This is a genomic window from Bacillus sp. FSL M8-0277, from assembly GCF_037975305.1.
Classification (GTDB): Bacteria; Bacillota; Bacilli; order Bacillales; family Bacillaceae; genus Bacillus; species Bacillus pumilus.
Genome location: NZ_CP150255.1, coordinates 538367 through 552009 on the forward strand (window position 1 = coordinate 538367; position 13643 = coordinate 552009).

Below are 13643 nucleotides of genomic sequence, written 5' to 3' on the forward strand. Positions count from 1 at the left end.
CTATGGTACAATAGGAAAGAAAAGGTGGCTGATTCGGTTGTTTCAATACGACGGAAAAACCTTTGTCCCGCAGTCTAATTCGAGTAACGGAGAAGTATCGGCAGGCACCATATTTCAATATCGTCAGGACGGGAATATATTAACGGGCACATATCAAGGCGGCAGTATTGTATCTGGTGTACTTGTAGGAACTGTAAATGAGGATGGAACACTTCATTTTAGATACCACCATGTCAGCAAAGACGGCAGCATGAGAAGCGGGTCTTGCAATTCTACACCTAAGCAGTTGGATAACGGAAAAATTCAACTGTTCGAAAAGTGGAAATGGATGGATGGCGATCAAAGTGATGGTGAATCTGTCATTGTGGAACAGTAGATATATCCATTTCTGTCTTGTTGAAAAACAAATAGTGTAATGGTAAGATATAAGGTAGGGTAATTCGGGCTTTGTATATAATGGACCTGTCCTTTCGGGTAAGGGCAGTTTTTAATGATCATTCACGAGATTACTGAAACAGCAATTAGAAGGAGTTTGAATAATTTGACTATAACGTTTCAAGATTTTCAATTAAGCGAAAGTCTCATGAAAGCTATTAACCGCATGGGATTTGAAGAAGCAACACCGATTCAAGCGGAAACAATTCCTCTCGGTCTTCAGAATAAAGATGTCATTGGACAAGCACAAACAGGAACAGGAAAAACTGCAGCGTTTGGTATTCCTCTTGTAGAAAAAATTGACCCAGCGTCTCCAAATATCCAAGCGATTATCATTGCGCCAACAAGAGAATTAGCGATTCAAGTATCTGAAGAGCTATACAAAATTGGCCAAGACAAGCGTGCGCGTGTACTTCCGATTTACGGTGGACAAGATATCGGTCGCCAAATCCGTTCGCTCAAGAAAAATCCTCATATCATCGTAGGGACTCCAGGACGTTTACTCGATCACATTAACCGTCGTACAATGCGTCTTCAAAATGTTGAAACTGTTGTGCTTGATGAAGCAGACGAAATGCTAAACATGGGTTTCATCGAAGACATTGAATCGATCCTTTCAAATGTACCAAGTGAACACCAAACACTTTTATTCTCTGCGACAATGCCTGCACCAATTAAGCGCATTGCAGAACGTTTCATGACAAACCCAGAACACGTAAAAGTAAAAGCGAAAGAAATGACTGTCTCTAACATCCAACAGTTCTACTTGGATATCCATGAGCGTAAGAAGTTTGATACATTGACTCGTCTTCTTGACATTCAATCACCTGAGCTTTCAATTGTCTTCGGCCGTACGAAACGCCGCGTTGACGAATTGACTGAAGCACTTAACCTTAGAGGTTATACAGCTGAAGGAATTCATGGTGACTTGACTCAAGCGAAACGTATGGTTGCGCTTCGTAAATTCAAAGAAGGTTCAATCGATGTGCTTGTAGCAACAGACGTTGCAGCACGTGGACTTGATATCTCAGGCGTAACACACGTGTATAACTTTGACGTACCACAAGATCCAGAAAGTTACGTACACCGTATTGGACGTACTGGACGTGCTGGACGTACAGGTATGGCGGTGACATTTATCACACCGCGTGAAAAAGATATGCTTCGTGCGATTGAGCAAACAACTAAACGTAAAATGGATCGTATGAAAGAACCAACACTAGATGAGGCAATCGAGGGACAACAACAAGTAACAATTGATCGTCTGCGCACAATCATCAGTGAAAACAACTTAAACTTCTACATGACAGCTGCTGCTGAATTACTAGAAGATCATGATTCTGTCACAGTGGTTGCGGCTGCCATCAAAATGATGACAAAAGAGCCAGATGCAACGCCTGTTCGTTTGACAGATGAAGCACCAATGGTTTCAAAACGCAATCGTAACAACCGCAGCTCTTCTAAACGTAGAGACGGTGGCGGCGGAGGCGGCTATCGCGGAAAAAGTCGTTCATCTTACGGTGATAAAAAGCGTTCTTCAAATGACCGCAATCGTTCTTCTAGCGATCGCCGTCAAAAGAAATCTTATAATAGCTAATTTAAAAGCGAATCCTTTGCAGGATTCGCTTTTTTTAACAGGTTTACTGAAACTTTTTAGGCTTTCTTTCGTAATATATTGATAGAAAAGTAAGAGAATGGGGGAAGAATGTGAGAAAACAGCCGCAACGTCAAATTAGTTTAAATGGTTTAAAGGTATGGCGTCTTCAAAATGGAATTATCTCATTGATTTTCTTACTCATCATCATTGGGGTATTTGTTGCTAGTTATTATCTACAGTGGCCATATTGGATTGGCGCCATCCTCGCCGGTTTATGGGTCTTACAGGTTATTTTTGGCATTTGGCTTATACCGAAAATACGTCATCGCATCTGGCGCTACGAAGTATTCGAAAATGAAATTGAAATTCAGCATGGACTCATTCGCGTTACACGTGTGATTGTACCGATGGTGCGTGTCCAGCATGTCGATACATCACAAGGGCCGCTCTTAAGGCGCTACCGTTTGGCATCTGTTCAAATATCGACTGCTGCCACAGTTCATGATATACCGGCGCTAGAATTAGAAGAAGCAGATGAGCTTCGTGATTACATATCTCGTTTAGCAAGGGTGACGGAAGATGATGTCTGAACCAAAACGTGTACATCCAATCTCGATGTTCATTGATTTTATATCAGATGCCGTATCCATGATTAAAAACTTCATTATCCCTTTTTTCGTGCTTATTTTTGTGAACTCGAATTCGAGCATTCGTTTTTATGCATTTATCTTTCTTGGTGTGCTTCTTTTATGGAAAGCTGTTTTAACCGTTTTAGCATGGAGGCGCTTCACCTACCGGATGGAAGAGGATGAATTTCGCGTAGAATCGGGCGTCATCACAAAAAAGAAAAAATATATTTCGTTAGAGCGAATTCAAACGGTGAATACAAGTGAAGGTATCTTCCAACGGATTTTTGGTTTGGTGCGGGTCCAAATCGAAACAGCTGGCGGAACAGACGGTCCGGAAGTGAGTCTGACGGCGATTACAAAAGCAGAAGCGGAACAATTAAAGCAATCGATTTTCAACCGGAAGAAAAGCTTGCAGCAAGAAGAAGTGGATGAAAATGGGGATGTCCCGCATGATCCTCTGACAGCGCAGCAACCTGTAGAAAAAGAAATCAATGTTTCCTACCGAATGGGTGTACCAGAGCTGCTTTTGGCTGCGACCACTTCCAGTGGGATCGGAGTCATTATTTCTGGGTGCCTCGCCATTTACACACAAATAGATGAAATTCTTCCTTTGGACGGTTTCCTCAAGCGGTTTTCTTTTTTAAGTCATGCGAGTGTTGAGATTTATGCGATTCTCATATTTATTGCCGTATTGATTGCTTGGATTCTTAGTGTTGGGGTAACAGCCCTTCAATATGCGAATTTTACCGCGAAACGAAAAGGGAAAGACATCATCATCACAAGAGGGCTCATTGAGAGGCATCAAATGACCATTCCGCTTGCGAGAATTCAAGCAGTGAAAATCAAAGAAAATATTCTTCGTGAACCCTTTGGCTTTGCGACGGTGATGCTTGTGAGTGCAGGAGGTTCTATTACAGAAAAAGAAACCTCTTCCGTCTTATTTCCACTGATTCGGAAGAAAAAAATCAACGAACTGCTATCTCAATTCACAGATGATTATCATTTGGCGCCAGAAGCTGAACTGAAAAAGGTGCCAAAGCGTTCGCTCAAGCGCTACCTGATCTCTTTCGGCTTTGTGCCATTACTTGTCGGCGTAATCCTATCTGTCCGTTTTCCGCCATGGGGGTATTTGGCACTTATTCCGCTGCCTATTGCTTTGTTTTTTGGTTATTTAGCTTATAAACAATCAGGCTATAAGATCAAAGATCCATTGATTCAACTGACATCAAGAGGCATTGGCAAAACCACTGGCATTGTCTTGAGAAAACGAATGCAAAACTATACGATGACGCAATCTTTCTTCCAAAAGAAAGGCCGAGTGGCGAGTATTCACACCTTTGTGAAATCCTCTGCGCTGCTTGATTCCTTTGGTGTGCATCACCTTGAGGAAGAAGATGCAGCACGTGTAATGGATTGGTATTCGTATGAAAAAAATAAATCTTCTTAAACAAAAAATGTCGATCCGCTTCCTGTTCATAGGAGTGATCGACATTTTTTTATGAGGTTAGTAGCGTCTTTTTTTTGAATGGAAAAATAGCGTAAGAGGTGCTAGGAGCATGCCGCCGATTAATCCAAATAAGTGAGCCATGATATTGATGTTCGAGTTGACGAACGTCATGATGACAGAGACGGCAAGAATTGTTAAGATCACCTGAGAATTGCCGCGGTCCATCATATGCGGTTTAAATAGAACAAGGTATAAATAAACGCCAAACAAACCGAAGATCGCACCAGACGCGCCGACATGTACATACTCTAAAGGCTCCACCCAATAGGTTCCGAGATTGCCAATGAACCCTGCATCAAGATAGATAATGAGAAATCGAACCTTCCCAAGCAAATGCTCAAGCGCTGGAGCGAATAAGAACAAAGACATAGAATTGAACAAAATATGGGTCAGACTTCCGTGAAGGAAAATAGGTGTGACGAGCCGCCACCATTCTCCAGTAGCTACACCATAATTGAAACCGACGAGATGGTCGTGACCAAGCTGTATAAGAGGGATAGGAAGCGCAAATATAAGCCATAGACCAAATTGCAAAGCAAGGATCGTTGTGACGATTGGATACGATCTAATAAATTGTTGAAAGCTCTCCGTTCGAATAAACATAACAAACCCCTTTTGACTAGATAATGGTAAGTTTATAGTAACACGTTTATGAAGAGAACATCCAAATTAGTACGAGTATCATAGGAGGTACCTCATGATCAAAGGAATAGGTATTGATATAGTAGAGATCAACCGGCTCGCGCGAGTGCTTAGCAGACAGCCTCGTTTACCAGAACGGATTTTAACGTTAAGTGAACAAGACATCTTTCACGCACTTAGTGAAAAGAGGCAGCTGGAATTTTTGGCAGGACGTTTTGCAGCAAAGGAAGCTTTCGCTAAGGCATACGGAACGGGAATTGGCCGGCATTTAAGCTTTCATGATATGGAAATCCATAAAGACGAACTTGGAAAACCCTTCATCAAAAGCGAAAAGACGAAGGGTGACCAGGTTCATGTGTCCATCACTCACACGAAAGAATATGCTGCTGCACAAGTTTTAATTGAAAGGTTGTCAAGCTAGTCTGCATATTGTTTGTCCCCCCTTCATATATTGGGTAGTGCGATAAGGAAGGGCGAGTTGCTAACAGGCTTTGATGGTTCGTGGTACGCAGTTAACTCTTGAGGCGTACTGTTAAAGTCAAACAAGCGGTTTCTTCCTTTTAACACAATTAACGAAGGGGTTGAAAAGGGTGAGGAAAAGCTTTGTTTTGCTTGTAACGGGAATCCTTTTTGTACTGATTCTCTCCGCATGCGGTCAAAAATCTCAGCAGGATATCGTTGGAGATTTAAACAAAAAGGCAGAGGAAATGACATCATACAAAGCCAAAGCAAAAATGACCATTGAGACAGGAAATGACCCGCAGGAGTATCAAGTAGAAATTTGGTACAAGAAGCCGGAACTTTACCGTGTCTATTTAGAAAATCCGAAAAAGGATCAGAGTCAAGTCATTTTAAGAAATGGCAATGGTGTGTTTGTGCTGACACCTTCATTGAACAAGAGCTTCCGTTTCCACAGTGATTGGCCGAATAATAGCAGTCAGGTCTACTTATTTGAGTCACTCGTGAAGGACATTAAAAATGACAGTGCCGCTCAATTCAAAGCGAAAGATTCAAAGTATGTGTTCGAAACCAAAACCAATTATCAGCACAACCAAATGCTGCCTACCCAAGAGATTATCTTTCATAAAAAAACGATGGCGCCTGCCAGTGTGAAAGTGCTGGATAGCGACAAAAAGCCAATGGTGAAAGTGGAATTCTCTCACTTTGAATTCAATAAATCCTTTGGCAAAGATGCATTTGATGAGAAGAAAAACATGACACTCTCTCAAATGGATGTTGCCACAAGTGCAGACCCATCTGACAGTTTTGCGGTGAAAACGCCAGTTGACATGCCAGAGGGTGTGAAAAAGATGGAAGAGAAAGAAATGATGACAGATGCCGGGAAGCGTTATGTCATGACGTATGGCGGAAAGAAATCCTTCACACTTATTCAGGAAAAAGCGAGAGTCGCTGAAGCATCTACGCCTGTGACAATGAACGGTGAGCCAGTCGACCTTGGCATGACAGTTGGGGTTCTTACAGATCAATCCCTTTCATGGACATCTGACGGAGTGGACTACTTGATTTCTTCAAGTGATCTATCGAAGGAAGAGCTCTTGATGGTTGCAAAGAGTGTAGAAGGCCAGTCAGCTAAATAAATACCTCAGGCGAGAGCCTTAGAAATGAAAAATCAGCCCTATGCAAGGGCTGATTTTTTTGATTTGTTTCACTTTATTCTTGATTTTTAGTATCATATGAGGGGATTGAATCATTCAATAGGGAAGTGTGACGGATGGACACAAATGCCTTTTATAGAGACACATGGGCAGAAATTAATTTATCAGCAATCAAGCATAATGTTTCACATATGAAAGATCATATCGGTCAAAGTGTTCAACTAATGGCTGTGGTGAAAGCCAATGCATATGGACATGGAGATATAGAAGTGGCAATAGCTGCCCTCAAAGCAGGAGCAGACGTATTAGCCGTCGCCTTTTTAGATGAGGCCGTTTCTTTAAGAAATAAAGGCATCACAGCACCAATACTTGTACTCGGCGCTGTACCGCCGGAATATGTCAAAGCCGCCGTTCGATACAATGTCATCATGACCGCTTACTCCATCGATTGGCTGAGAGACGTCACCAAAATGGTGAAAGGGCAGATGGGACAACCGATACGTTTTCATTTGAAAATAGACAGCGGAATGAACCGATTAGGTGTGAAAACGATAGAGCAAGTGAACGAAGTGAAAAAGCTTGTCAGCGAGCACTCTTATTTACAGCTGGAAGGCGTATTTACTCACTTTGCGACAGCAGATGAAAAGGATGAAGCCTACTTTGATCGGCAGGTCGACACCTTTCAAACACTGCTTGAGCCGCTTTATACGGACAAGCTGCTCGTTCATTGCGCCAACAGTGCTGCAGCTTTAAGGTTTAAAGACGTTTTGTTTAATATGGTTCGCTTCGGCATCAGTATGTACGGGCTGTCACCGTCTGAAGAAATCAAAGATGAATTGCCTTTCAAGCTCGAAGAAGCCATGTCTCTTCATACAAAGCTTGCCCATGTAAAGCATATTCAAAAGGGTGAGAGTGTCAGCTATGGGGCAACGTATACAGCCAATCAAGATACGTGGATCGGCACGGTTCCAGTCGGCTATGCAGATGGATGGATCAGGAAGCTGGCAGGAACGGAAGTGCTCGTTGGCGGAAAGCGCCGGAAGATCGCAGGAAGGGTTTGCATGGATCAATTCATGATTGAACTGAAAGACAAGCTTCCAGTAGGGGAGCCGGTCGTTTTAATTGGTCAGCAAGGAGAAGACATGGTATCAGTCGATGAAATCGCAAAAAGGCTTGAAACCATTAACTATGAAGTCACTTGCTCGATTGGCCACCGCGTCCCAAGAGTATATTTAGAGCACGGCGAAAGAGTGCATGTGCGGAATCCGCTCCTTCAAGGCGGGCCAAGTTTTTTATAAACAACATTCAAAAGAACGATAGTCAAACTGACTTCGTTCTTTTTTATTCGACAAAAGTAGGGTAAACATTCTCCCTTTTTTAGAGATTTTGGAAATACCGTATGATTTTCGGAAAAAAGCGTATAATGGGAAAGAGGAACTCCATTATCATCTTGATTTACGGGTGGCCGAACGTAATATCATCATCTAAAAAAGAAATCATGAAACAGCTTTGCTTGTGCATTGAATAATGGTATGATTAGTCTTGGAATGGATCGATACGGTATCCGTAAGTTTTGTGGAGGTGTATGTTTTTTGTCTGAATCCAGCGCAACAAATGAAATGAAGATTCGACTGCCGGAGGCTTTAATGTCTGAGATCGAACGAGTAGCAGAGCAGGATAAGGTAACAAGAAATGAATTGATCTACCGAGCGACAAAAACGTATATTCGTGAACGTAATATTCGACAAAATCGTGAATCGATGAGACGCGGCTACATGGAGATGGCGAAAATTAATCTGAATATCTCTTCAGAGGCACAATACGCAGAGTTTGAGGCTGAGAATACAGTTGAGCGATTAGTCAGCGGGGGTTAAACATTTGATTGTTAAACGCGGTGATGTTTACTTTGCTGATTTATCTCCTGTTGTTGGCTCCGAGCAGGGCGGGGTTCGCCCGGTATTGGTGATTCAAAATGACATTGGAAATCGCTTTAGCCCGACTGCTATCGTCGCAGCCATAACAGCCCAAATACAAAAAGCGAAATTACCGACTCACGTCGAAATTAATGCAAAGCGCTACGGCTTTGAACGAGATTCTGTCATTCTTTTGGAACAGATTCGTACAATCGATAAACAAAGATTGACAGATAAAATCACACATCTTGATGATGAGATGATGGAGAAGGTTGATGAAGCCTTACAAGTTAGTTTGGCTCTTATTGATTTTTAATATGGTGAGATATGGTTGCTCTACTGGAGCAACTTTTTTTGTGTTCAATTTTTATTAACGTTATAATGAAGAAAGACTAAAGAAGAGCTTTAAATGTAAGTAGGGGGTAAAACATGTCGAATCATATCGTGTTAGCTTTTGCAAGAAAGCATCAAAAGGAATTAGAAAAAGAGTGGACGGACATTTTAAAACGACTCGGAGAAAAAGAAACGGACATGATGCTGAACGACAAAATGTATGAAACCATCTGTTCGGAATATGTTCAACTAATCATTACATCTCTTTCAGAGGGGTATAGTGAGGATTTTGAAGAAAAAGTGCAAAATTTTGCTTTAAAAATTGTTCAAATGGGTATATCACTTAAGTTACTGGCAAACGGTCTAACGGAAATCCGTACACATTTATATGAAAAAATGAACGATGACAAAGATACAACACAAGAAAGTCATGACCTCATTTGGCAAATCGATCGATTCATCACACCCATCCATAACGAGATCTTAAACCAGTACTCCATCTCATGGGAAAAAACCGTCAGCCTTCAAAAAATGGCGCTGCAGGAACTTTCTGCCCCGCTAATTCCTGTATTTGAGCACATCACCGTCATGCCACTTGTTGGAACAATTGATACAGATCGTGCGAAAAAAATTATGGAGAACCTGCTCAATGGTGTTGTCAAACATCGCTCACAGGTCGTCTTAATTGATATTACGGGTGTACCTGTCGTGGACACAATGGTGGCCCACCATATCATTCAAGCGTCAGAGGCTGTGAGATTAGTAGGAGCGAAGTGTTTACTTGTCGGTATTCGCCCAGAAATAGCCCAAACGATCGTTAACCTTGGAATTGATTTATCACAGGTTACAACAAAGAATACCCTTCAAAAAGGAATTCAAACTGCTTTGGAAATGACAAATCGAAAAATTGTTTCATTGGAGGGATAACCAATTGAGAAATCACCCGAAGATTCCAATCTTAAAACTATATAACTGTCTTCTGATTTCAATACAGTGGGAGCTTGATGATCAAACAGCTCTTCACTTTCAAGAAGACTTACTGAATAAAATTCATGAAACAGGAGCAAACGGTGTTGTCATTGACTTAACATCTGTCGATATGATTGATTCATTTATCGCAAAGGTATTAGGTGATGTGATCACCATGTCCAAGCTCATGGGGGCAAAAGTTGTATTAACAGGAATACAGCCGGCAGTCGCTGTGACGCTTATTGAACTTGGTATATCACTGGAAGAAATTCAGACAGCACTAGATCTTGAACAAGGGCTTGAGACACTGAAGCGGGAATTGGGGGAATAGATATGAAAGACCAATCCTGTGTGAAAATATTGACGGAATGGGATATAGTCGCAGCAAGACAATTGGGGCGCAATGTTGCAAAAGAACTTGGTTTTGGAACAGTTGACCAAGCAAGAATTACGACGGCCATTTCAGAATTAGCTCGAAACATCTATTTATACGCTGGTAAAGGTCAGATTTGTATAGAAGAAGTGATGGAGCGCGGAAAGCGTGGACTCAAGGTCATCGCAGCCGATGAGGGGCCTGGCATCATGGATATACGTAAAGTGATGGAAGACGGATTTTCTACATCAGGCGGACTCGGAGCAGGCTTGCCGGGCGTCAGAAGACTGATGGATGAATTTAAATTAGATTCTGCACCAGAACAAGGAACGGAGATACAAGCTGTTAAGTGGCTTCGCTAGGAGGGAAACCATGGATTTTAAGGAGGTAATGGAGCAGCGGTACCATCAGCTGCTCAGTCGTTATATCAGTGATTTAACTGAAACATCGCTTTATCAAGCTCAAAAATTTAGCCGTAAAACCATTGAGCATCAAATACCTCCTGAAGAAATAGTGAGTGTTCACCGAAAAGTGATTCAGGAGCTTTACCCTGATTTGCCGGAAGATGTTTTTCATTCACTAGACTTCTTAATTGAAGTCATGATTGGGTACGGACTTGCCTATCAGGAACATTTAACACTTAGAGGCATCCAGCAAGAAATTAAATCTGAAATTGAAATTGCTGCAAATGTTCAGCAAACCCTTCTGGAAACGAAAATTCCAGAAGGAGATACGTTCGATATTGGGGCGATCAGTGTACCGGCAAAACAGATGAGTGGAGATTATTACCATTTTGTAACGGATCACGATACGATTAATATTGCGATCGCAGATGTCATTGGAAAGGGAATCCCAGCTGCGCTTTGTATGTCGATGATTAAATATGCGATGGATTCCTTGCCTGAGTCAGGGAGCGGCCCAACTAAAGTGCTGAAAACCCTTAATCGTGTTGTCGAGCAAAACGTAGACCCAAGTATGTTTATCACCATGTTTTATGGCAGTTATAATAAAGAAACGCATGAATTTAAATATGCATCGGCTGGTCATGAGCCGGGCTTTTTCTATTGCAATAAAGAGAACCAATTTTACGATTTAGATGCAAAAGGGCTTGTCCTTGGAATCGCACCAGATTTTGATTATAAGCAGTATGAGAAGCATTTGGACGTAGGAGATATGGTGATCTTATTCTCTGATGGTGTCACAGAATCTAAGTCGGAGGACGGCTTTTTAGAGCGGGAGGATATCAAAGCGCTTATAGCAGAGCACCTATCCTACTCAGCTCAGGAAATGGTCGATGCCATCTATGCCAGCTTACTCAAGCTACAAGATTTTCAGCTTCACGATGACTTCACTTTACTTGTGCTCAAAAGAAAGGTTTAGAAAGTGAAGATGCGGGTATATAAAATTCTAGGAAACAAGAATTTCGAGGTGAATGCATAATGAATATGACAGTGAAAGAGCATCAAATAGATCAAAAAACGAAAATTAGTGTCAGCGGAGAAATCGATGTGTACTCTGCTCCTCAGCTAAGAGAAACACTCATGCCTAAAGCCGAGGCGGGAGAGCATCTTGAAATTTGTTTGAAGGATGTTACGTATATGGATAGTACAGGATTAGGTGTATTTGTTGGGCTGTTTAAAGCGGCTCAAAAAGCAGGTGGAACACTAAAGCTTGAGAACTTGTCAGAACGGCTTGTAAGGTTGTTTGAAATTACTGGACTAAAGGACATCATTGACATTTCTGCAAAGACAGAGGGTGGGGTACAATGAACGAATCAGTAGATCTAATCGAGATGAAAATCCCAGCGAAACCAGAATACGTAGGCATCATTCGCCTGACTCTTTCAGGCGTAGCAAGCCGAATGGGTTATGCCTACGAAGAGATTGAAGACTTAAAAATTGCCGTCAGTGAGGCCTGTACAAATGCAGTTCAGCATGCCTACAAAGGTGAATACGGCGAAGATGGAGAGGTAGCAGTTCGCTTTCTTGTCTATGAGGATCGTCTAGAAATCATTGTTGCTGACAAAGGCGGTAGCTTTGACTTTAAGCAAAAGCAGGAAGGATTAGGGCCTTACACATCTGCTCATACGGTGGATCAATTGGCAGAAGGAGGTCTTGGTTTATACTTAATGCAAACATTGATGGATGAAGTCGAGGTGCAAGCAAACTCCGGAGTTACCGTTGCGATGACAAAGTTTTTAAACAGGGAGCGAGTTGACCATGACACAACCATCCAAAACTATGAAACTAACTAAAGATGAAGTGGATCGCCTTATCCAAAGCTATCAATCCAATCAAGATGAGCAGGCGCAGCTCACGCTGGTCGAATGCTATACAAACTTGGTCGATATGTTGGCAAAAAAGTATTCAAAAGGAAAAAGCTTTCATGAGGATCTCAGACAAGTTGGAATGATTGGTTTACTTGGCGCTATTAAGCGATATGACCCACTCGTCGGTAAATCATTTGAAGCCTTTGCCATTCCAACCATCATCGGGGAAATCAAACGCTTTTTACGAGATAAAACATGGAGTGTCCATGTACCAAGGCGAATCAAAGAGCTTGGACCAAGAATCAAGATGGCCGTTGATCATCTAACAACAGAGACGCAAAAATCACCGAAAGTCCAAGAAATTGCAGAGTACCTAGATGTGACAGAGGAAGAAGTACTGGAAACCATGGAGATGGGCAAAAGCTATCAAGCACTGTCTGTTGACCAAGGCGTAGAGGCTGATTCTGAAGGAAGTACAGTCACCATTTTAGACGTTGTCGGCTCACAAGAAGAGGGCTACGAACGTGTAAACCAAAAAATGATGCTTGAGAGTGTGCTTCATGTTCTGACAGATCGAGAAAAAGAGATTATCAACCTGACTTATTTGCAAAATAAGAGTCAGAAAGAAACAGGCGATTTACTAGGGATATCCCAAATGCATGTATCGAGACTGCAACGGAAGGCAGTTAAAAAGCTACGAGATGCATTATCAGAAGATGCGTCTATGGAGCTAGGGTAATGAAGCAGATTGAACAGCACGAGCATGTGAATGCCATTATCTATCAATCGAATAAAGAAGGGAAATCATGCTGCGGGGACAGTTTTTTTATTAAAGCAGATGATGAAGAACTAATTTGTGCTGTGGCAGACGGATTAGGCAGCGGTCAGTTCGCCAATGAATCATCTTCTTTAGTCAGCGAAATTGTCGAAGAATATGGACATGAGGATATGACGACCCTCATCGAAAGATGCAATCAGGCGATGAAAAATAAACGCGGAGCCACAGTTGCGATCTTAAAGGTGAATTTTTCCCAGCAGCAATTTACCTATTGTTCGGTTGGTAATATTCGGTTCATCTTGAATGCCCCTTCTGGCGACTATATTTATCCACTTCCGACATCAGGATACTTATCAGGGAAACCTAGAAAATATAAAACATACACCTATTCCTACGAAAAAGGATCAACATTCATTATGTATTCAGACGGATTGAATGTGCCAAACATGAGAATGTGTTTAAAGCATAGTCATTCAGTTGCAGACATTGCCAAACAACTTGAAACATACACACAAGACAAGAAGGACGATCTCACCTATGTACTTGGTCAGCTCACGTAAAATAGCTGACCTTTTTTCTGTT

18 protein-coding genes are annotated in these 13643 nt (G+C 41.9%); 17 read left to right on the forward strand and 1 reads right to left on the reverse strand.

Annotated features, from left to right (window positions below; translation table 11 throughout):
- The first annotated feature begins 37 nt into the window (after positions 1-37).
- The 4 genes from MKZ05_RS02620 to MKZ05_RS02635 all read left to right on the forward strand — a co-directional run bounded on the left by MKZ05_RS02620 (position 38) and on the right by MKZ05_RS02635 (position 4108).
- Entirely contained in the window at positions 38-376 is a 339-nt protein-coding gene (locus MKZ05_RS02620; RefSeq protein ID WP_003213982.1) for a hypothetical protein, read from the forward strand.
- A gap of 165 nt (positions 377-541) precedes the next feature.
- Positions 542-2032, forward strand: a complete 1491-nt coding sequence (locus MKZ05_RS02625; protein WP_003214093.1) for a DEAD/DEAH box helicase — start codon at positions 542-544, stop codon at positions 2030-2032.
- Positions 2033-2142: 110 nt separating this feature from the next.
- Positions 2143-2622, forward strand: coding sequence for a PH domain-containing protein (locus MKZ05_RS02630; protein ID WP_003214135.1), 480 nt, complete (start codon positions 2143-2145; stop codon positions 2620-2622).
- On the forward strand, positions 2612-4108 hold the full coding sequence (locus MKZ05_RS02635; RefSeq protein ID WP_339161286.1) for a PH domain-containing protein: 1497 nt from the start codon (positions 2612-2614) through the stop codon (positions 4106-4108). The genes MKZ05_RS02630 and MKZ05_RS02635 overlap by 11 nt, the downstream gene beginning before the upstream one ends.
- A 57-nt stretch (positions 4109-4165) precedes the next feature.
- Here MKZ05_RS02635 and MKZ05_RS02640 read toward each other — a convergent pair whose 3' ends face one another.
- Entirely contained in the window at positions 4166-4771 is a 606-nt protein-coding gene (locus tag MKZ05_RS02640) for a rhomboid family intramembrane serine protease (RefSeq protein ID WP_339161289.1), read from the reverse strand.
- Positions 4772-4865: 94 nt separating this feature from the next.
- Between MKZ05_RS02640 and acpS the strand changes: the two genes are divergently transcribed.
- The 13 genes from acpS to MKZ05_RS02705 all read left to right on the forward strand — a co-directional run bounded on the left by acpS (position 4866) and on the right by MKZ05_RS02705 (position 13621).
- Positions 4866-5231, forward strand: coding sequence for a holo-ACP synthase (gene acpS, locus MKZ05_RS02645; protein WP_106066426.1), 366 nt, complete (start codon positions 4866-4868; stop codon positions 5229-5231).
- Positions 5232-5391: 160 nt separating this feature from the next.
- On the forward strand, positions 5392-6408 hold the full coding sequence (locus tag MKZ05_RS02650) for an outer membrane lipoprotein carrier protein LolA (RefSeq protein ID WP_106066425.1): 1017 nt from the start codon (positions 5392-5394) through the stop codon (positions 6406-6408).
- A 134-nt stretch (positions 6409-6542) separates the two neighbouring features.
- Complete coding sequence (alr, locus tag MKZ05_RS02655) at positions 6543-7724, forward strand: alanine racemase (protein ID WP_339161293.1); 1182 nt, start codon at positions 6543-6545, stop codon at positions 7722-7724.
- Between the two features lie 294 nt (positions 7725-8018).
- Positions 8019-8300, forward strand: a complete 282-nt coding sequence (locus tag MKZ05_RS02660) for a hypothetical protein (RefSeq protein WP_003214273.1) — start codon at positions 8019-8021, stop codon at positions 8298-8300.
- Positions 8301-8304: 4 nt separating this feature from the next.
- Positions 8305-8655, forward strand: a complete 351-nt coding sequence (gene ndoA, locus MKZ05_RS02665) for a type II toxin-antitoxin system endoribonuclease NdoA (RefSeq protein ID WP_003214169.1) — start codon at positions 8305-8307, stop codon at positions 8653-8655.
- 113 nt (positions 8656-8768) lie between these two features.
- The gene (locus tag MKZ05_RS02670; RefSeq protein WP_044140569.1) at positions 8769-9599 is read left to right on the forward strand and encodes an RsbT co-antagonist protein RsbRA; all 831 of its coding nucleotides are present in this window, start codon (positions 8769-8771) and stop codon (positions 9597-9599) included.
- A 4-nt stretch (positions 9600-9603) separates the two neighbouring features.
- Positions 9604-9972, forward strand: coding sequence for an RsbT antagonist protein RsbS (gene rsbS / locus MKZ05_RS02675; protein WP_003214235.1), 369 nt, complete (start codon positions 9604-9606; stop codon positions 9970-9972).
- Positions 9973-9974: 2 nt separating this feature from the next.
- The gene (locus MKZ05_RS02680) at positions 9975-10376 is read left to right on the forward strand and encodes an anti-sigma regulatory factor (RefSeq protein ID WP_003214085.1); all 402 of its coding nucleotides are present in this window, start codon (positions 9975-9977) and stop codon (positions 10374-10376) included.
- A 10-nt stretch (positions 10377-10386) separates the two neighbouring features.
- A complete protein-coding gene (locus tag MKZ05_RS02685; protein ID WP_065097543.1) occupies positions 10387-11394 on the forward strand; it encodes a PP2C family protein-serine/threonine phosphatase in 1008 nt (335 codons plus the stop codon).
- Positions 11395-11453: 59 nt separating this feature from the next.
- Positions 11454-11783 carry an anti-sigma factor antagonist gene (locus tag MKZ05_RS02690; protein WP_044140572.1) on the forward strand — a complete coding sequence of 110 codons (330 nt, stop codon included), beginning with the start codon at positions 11454-11456 and terminating at the stop codon, positions 11781-11783.
- Positions 11780-12268 carry an anti-sigma B factor RsbW gene (gene rsbW, locus MKZ05_RS02695; protein ID WP_111913360.1) on the forward strand — a complete coding sequence of 163 codons (489 nt, stop codon included), beginning with the start codon at positions 11780-11782 and terminating at the stop codon, positions 12266-12268. Before MKZ05_RS02690 ends, rsbW begins: the two co-directional genes overlap by 4 nt.
- Positions 12234-13022: an RNA polymerase sigma factor SigB gene (gene sigB / locus MKZ05_RS02700; protein ID WP_012009000.1), complete on the forward strand. Its 789-nt coding sequence runs from the start codon at positions 12234-12236 to the stop codon at positions 13020-13022. Before rsbW ends, sigB begins: the two co-directional genes overlap by 35 nt.
- A complete protein-coding gene (locus MKZ05_RS02705) occupies positions 13022-13621 on the forward strand; it encodes a PP2C family serine/threonine-protein phosphatase (protein WP_044140574.1) in 600 nt (199 codons plus the stop codon). The genes sigB and MKZ05_RS02705 overlap by 1 nt, the downstream gene beginning before the upstream one ends.
- Positions 13622-13643: the final 22 nt, after the last annotated feature.

What these genes read in the sequence shown, in the direction of transcription:
- rsbW (WP_111913360.1), top strand. Translation starts at nt 11,780, where the DNA reads ATGAACGAATCAGTAGATCTAATCGAGATGAAAATCCCAGCGAAACCA.
- MKZ05_RS02670 (WP_044140569.1), top strand. Translation starts at nt 8,769, where the DNA reads ATGTCGAATCATATCGTGTTAGCTTTTGCAAGAAAGCATCAAAAGGAA.
- MKZ05_RS02690 (WP_044140572.1), top strand. Translation starts at nt 11,454, where the DNA reads ATGAATATGACAGTGAAAGAGCATCAAATAGATCAAAAAACGAAAATT.
- MKZ05_RS02685 (WP_065097543.1), top strand. Translation starts at nt 10,387, where the DNA reads ATGGATTTTAAGGAGGTAATGGAGCAGCGGTACCATCAGCTGCTCAGT.
- MKZ05_RS02705 (WP_044140574.1), top strand. Translation starts at nt 13,022, where the DNA reads ATGAAGCAGATTGAACAGCACGAGCATGTGAATGCCATTATCTATCAA.
- acpS (WP_106066426.1), top strand. Translation starts at nt 4,866, where the DNA reads ATGATCAAAGGAATAGGTATTGATATAGTAGAGATCAACCGGCTCGCG.
- MKZ05_RS02640 (WP_339161289.1), bottom strand. Translation starts at nt 4,771, where the DNA reads ATGTTTATTCGAACGGAGAGCTTTCAACAATTTATTAGATCGTATCCA.
- sigB (WP_012009000.1), top strand. Translation starts at nt 12,234, where the DNA reads ATGACACAACCATCCAAAACTATGAAACTAACTAAAGATGAAGTGGAT.
- MKZ05_RS02680 (WP_003214085.1), top strand. Translation starts at nt 9,975, where the DNA reads ATGAAAGACCAATCCTGTGTGAAAATATTGACGGAATGGGATATAGTC.
- alr (WP_339161293.1), top strand. Translation starts at nt 6,543, where the DNA reads ATGGACACAAATGCCTTTTATAGAGACACATGGGCAGAAATTAATTTA.
- MKZ05_RS02635 (WP_339161286.1), top strand. Translation starts at nt 2,612, where the DNA reads ATGATGTCTGAACCAAAACGTGTACATCCAATCTCGATGTTCATTGAT.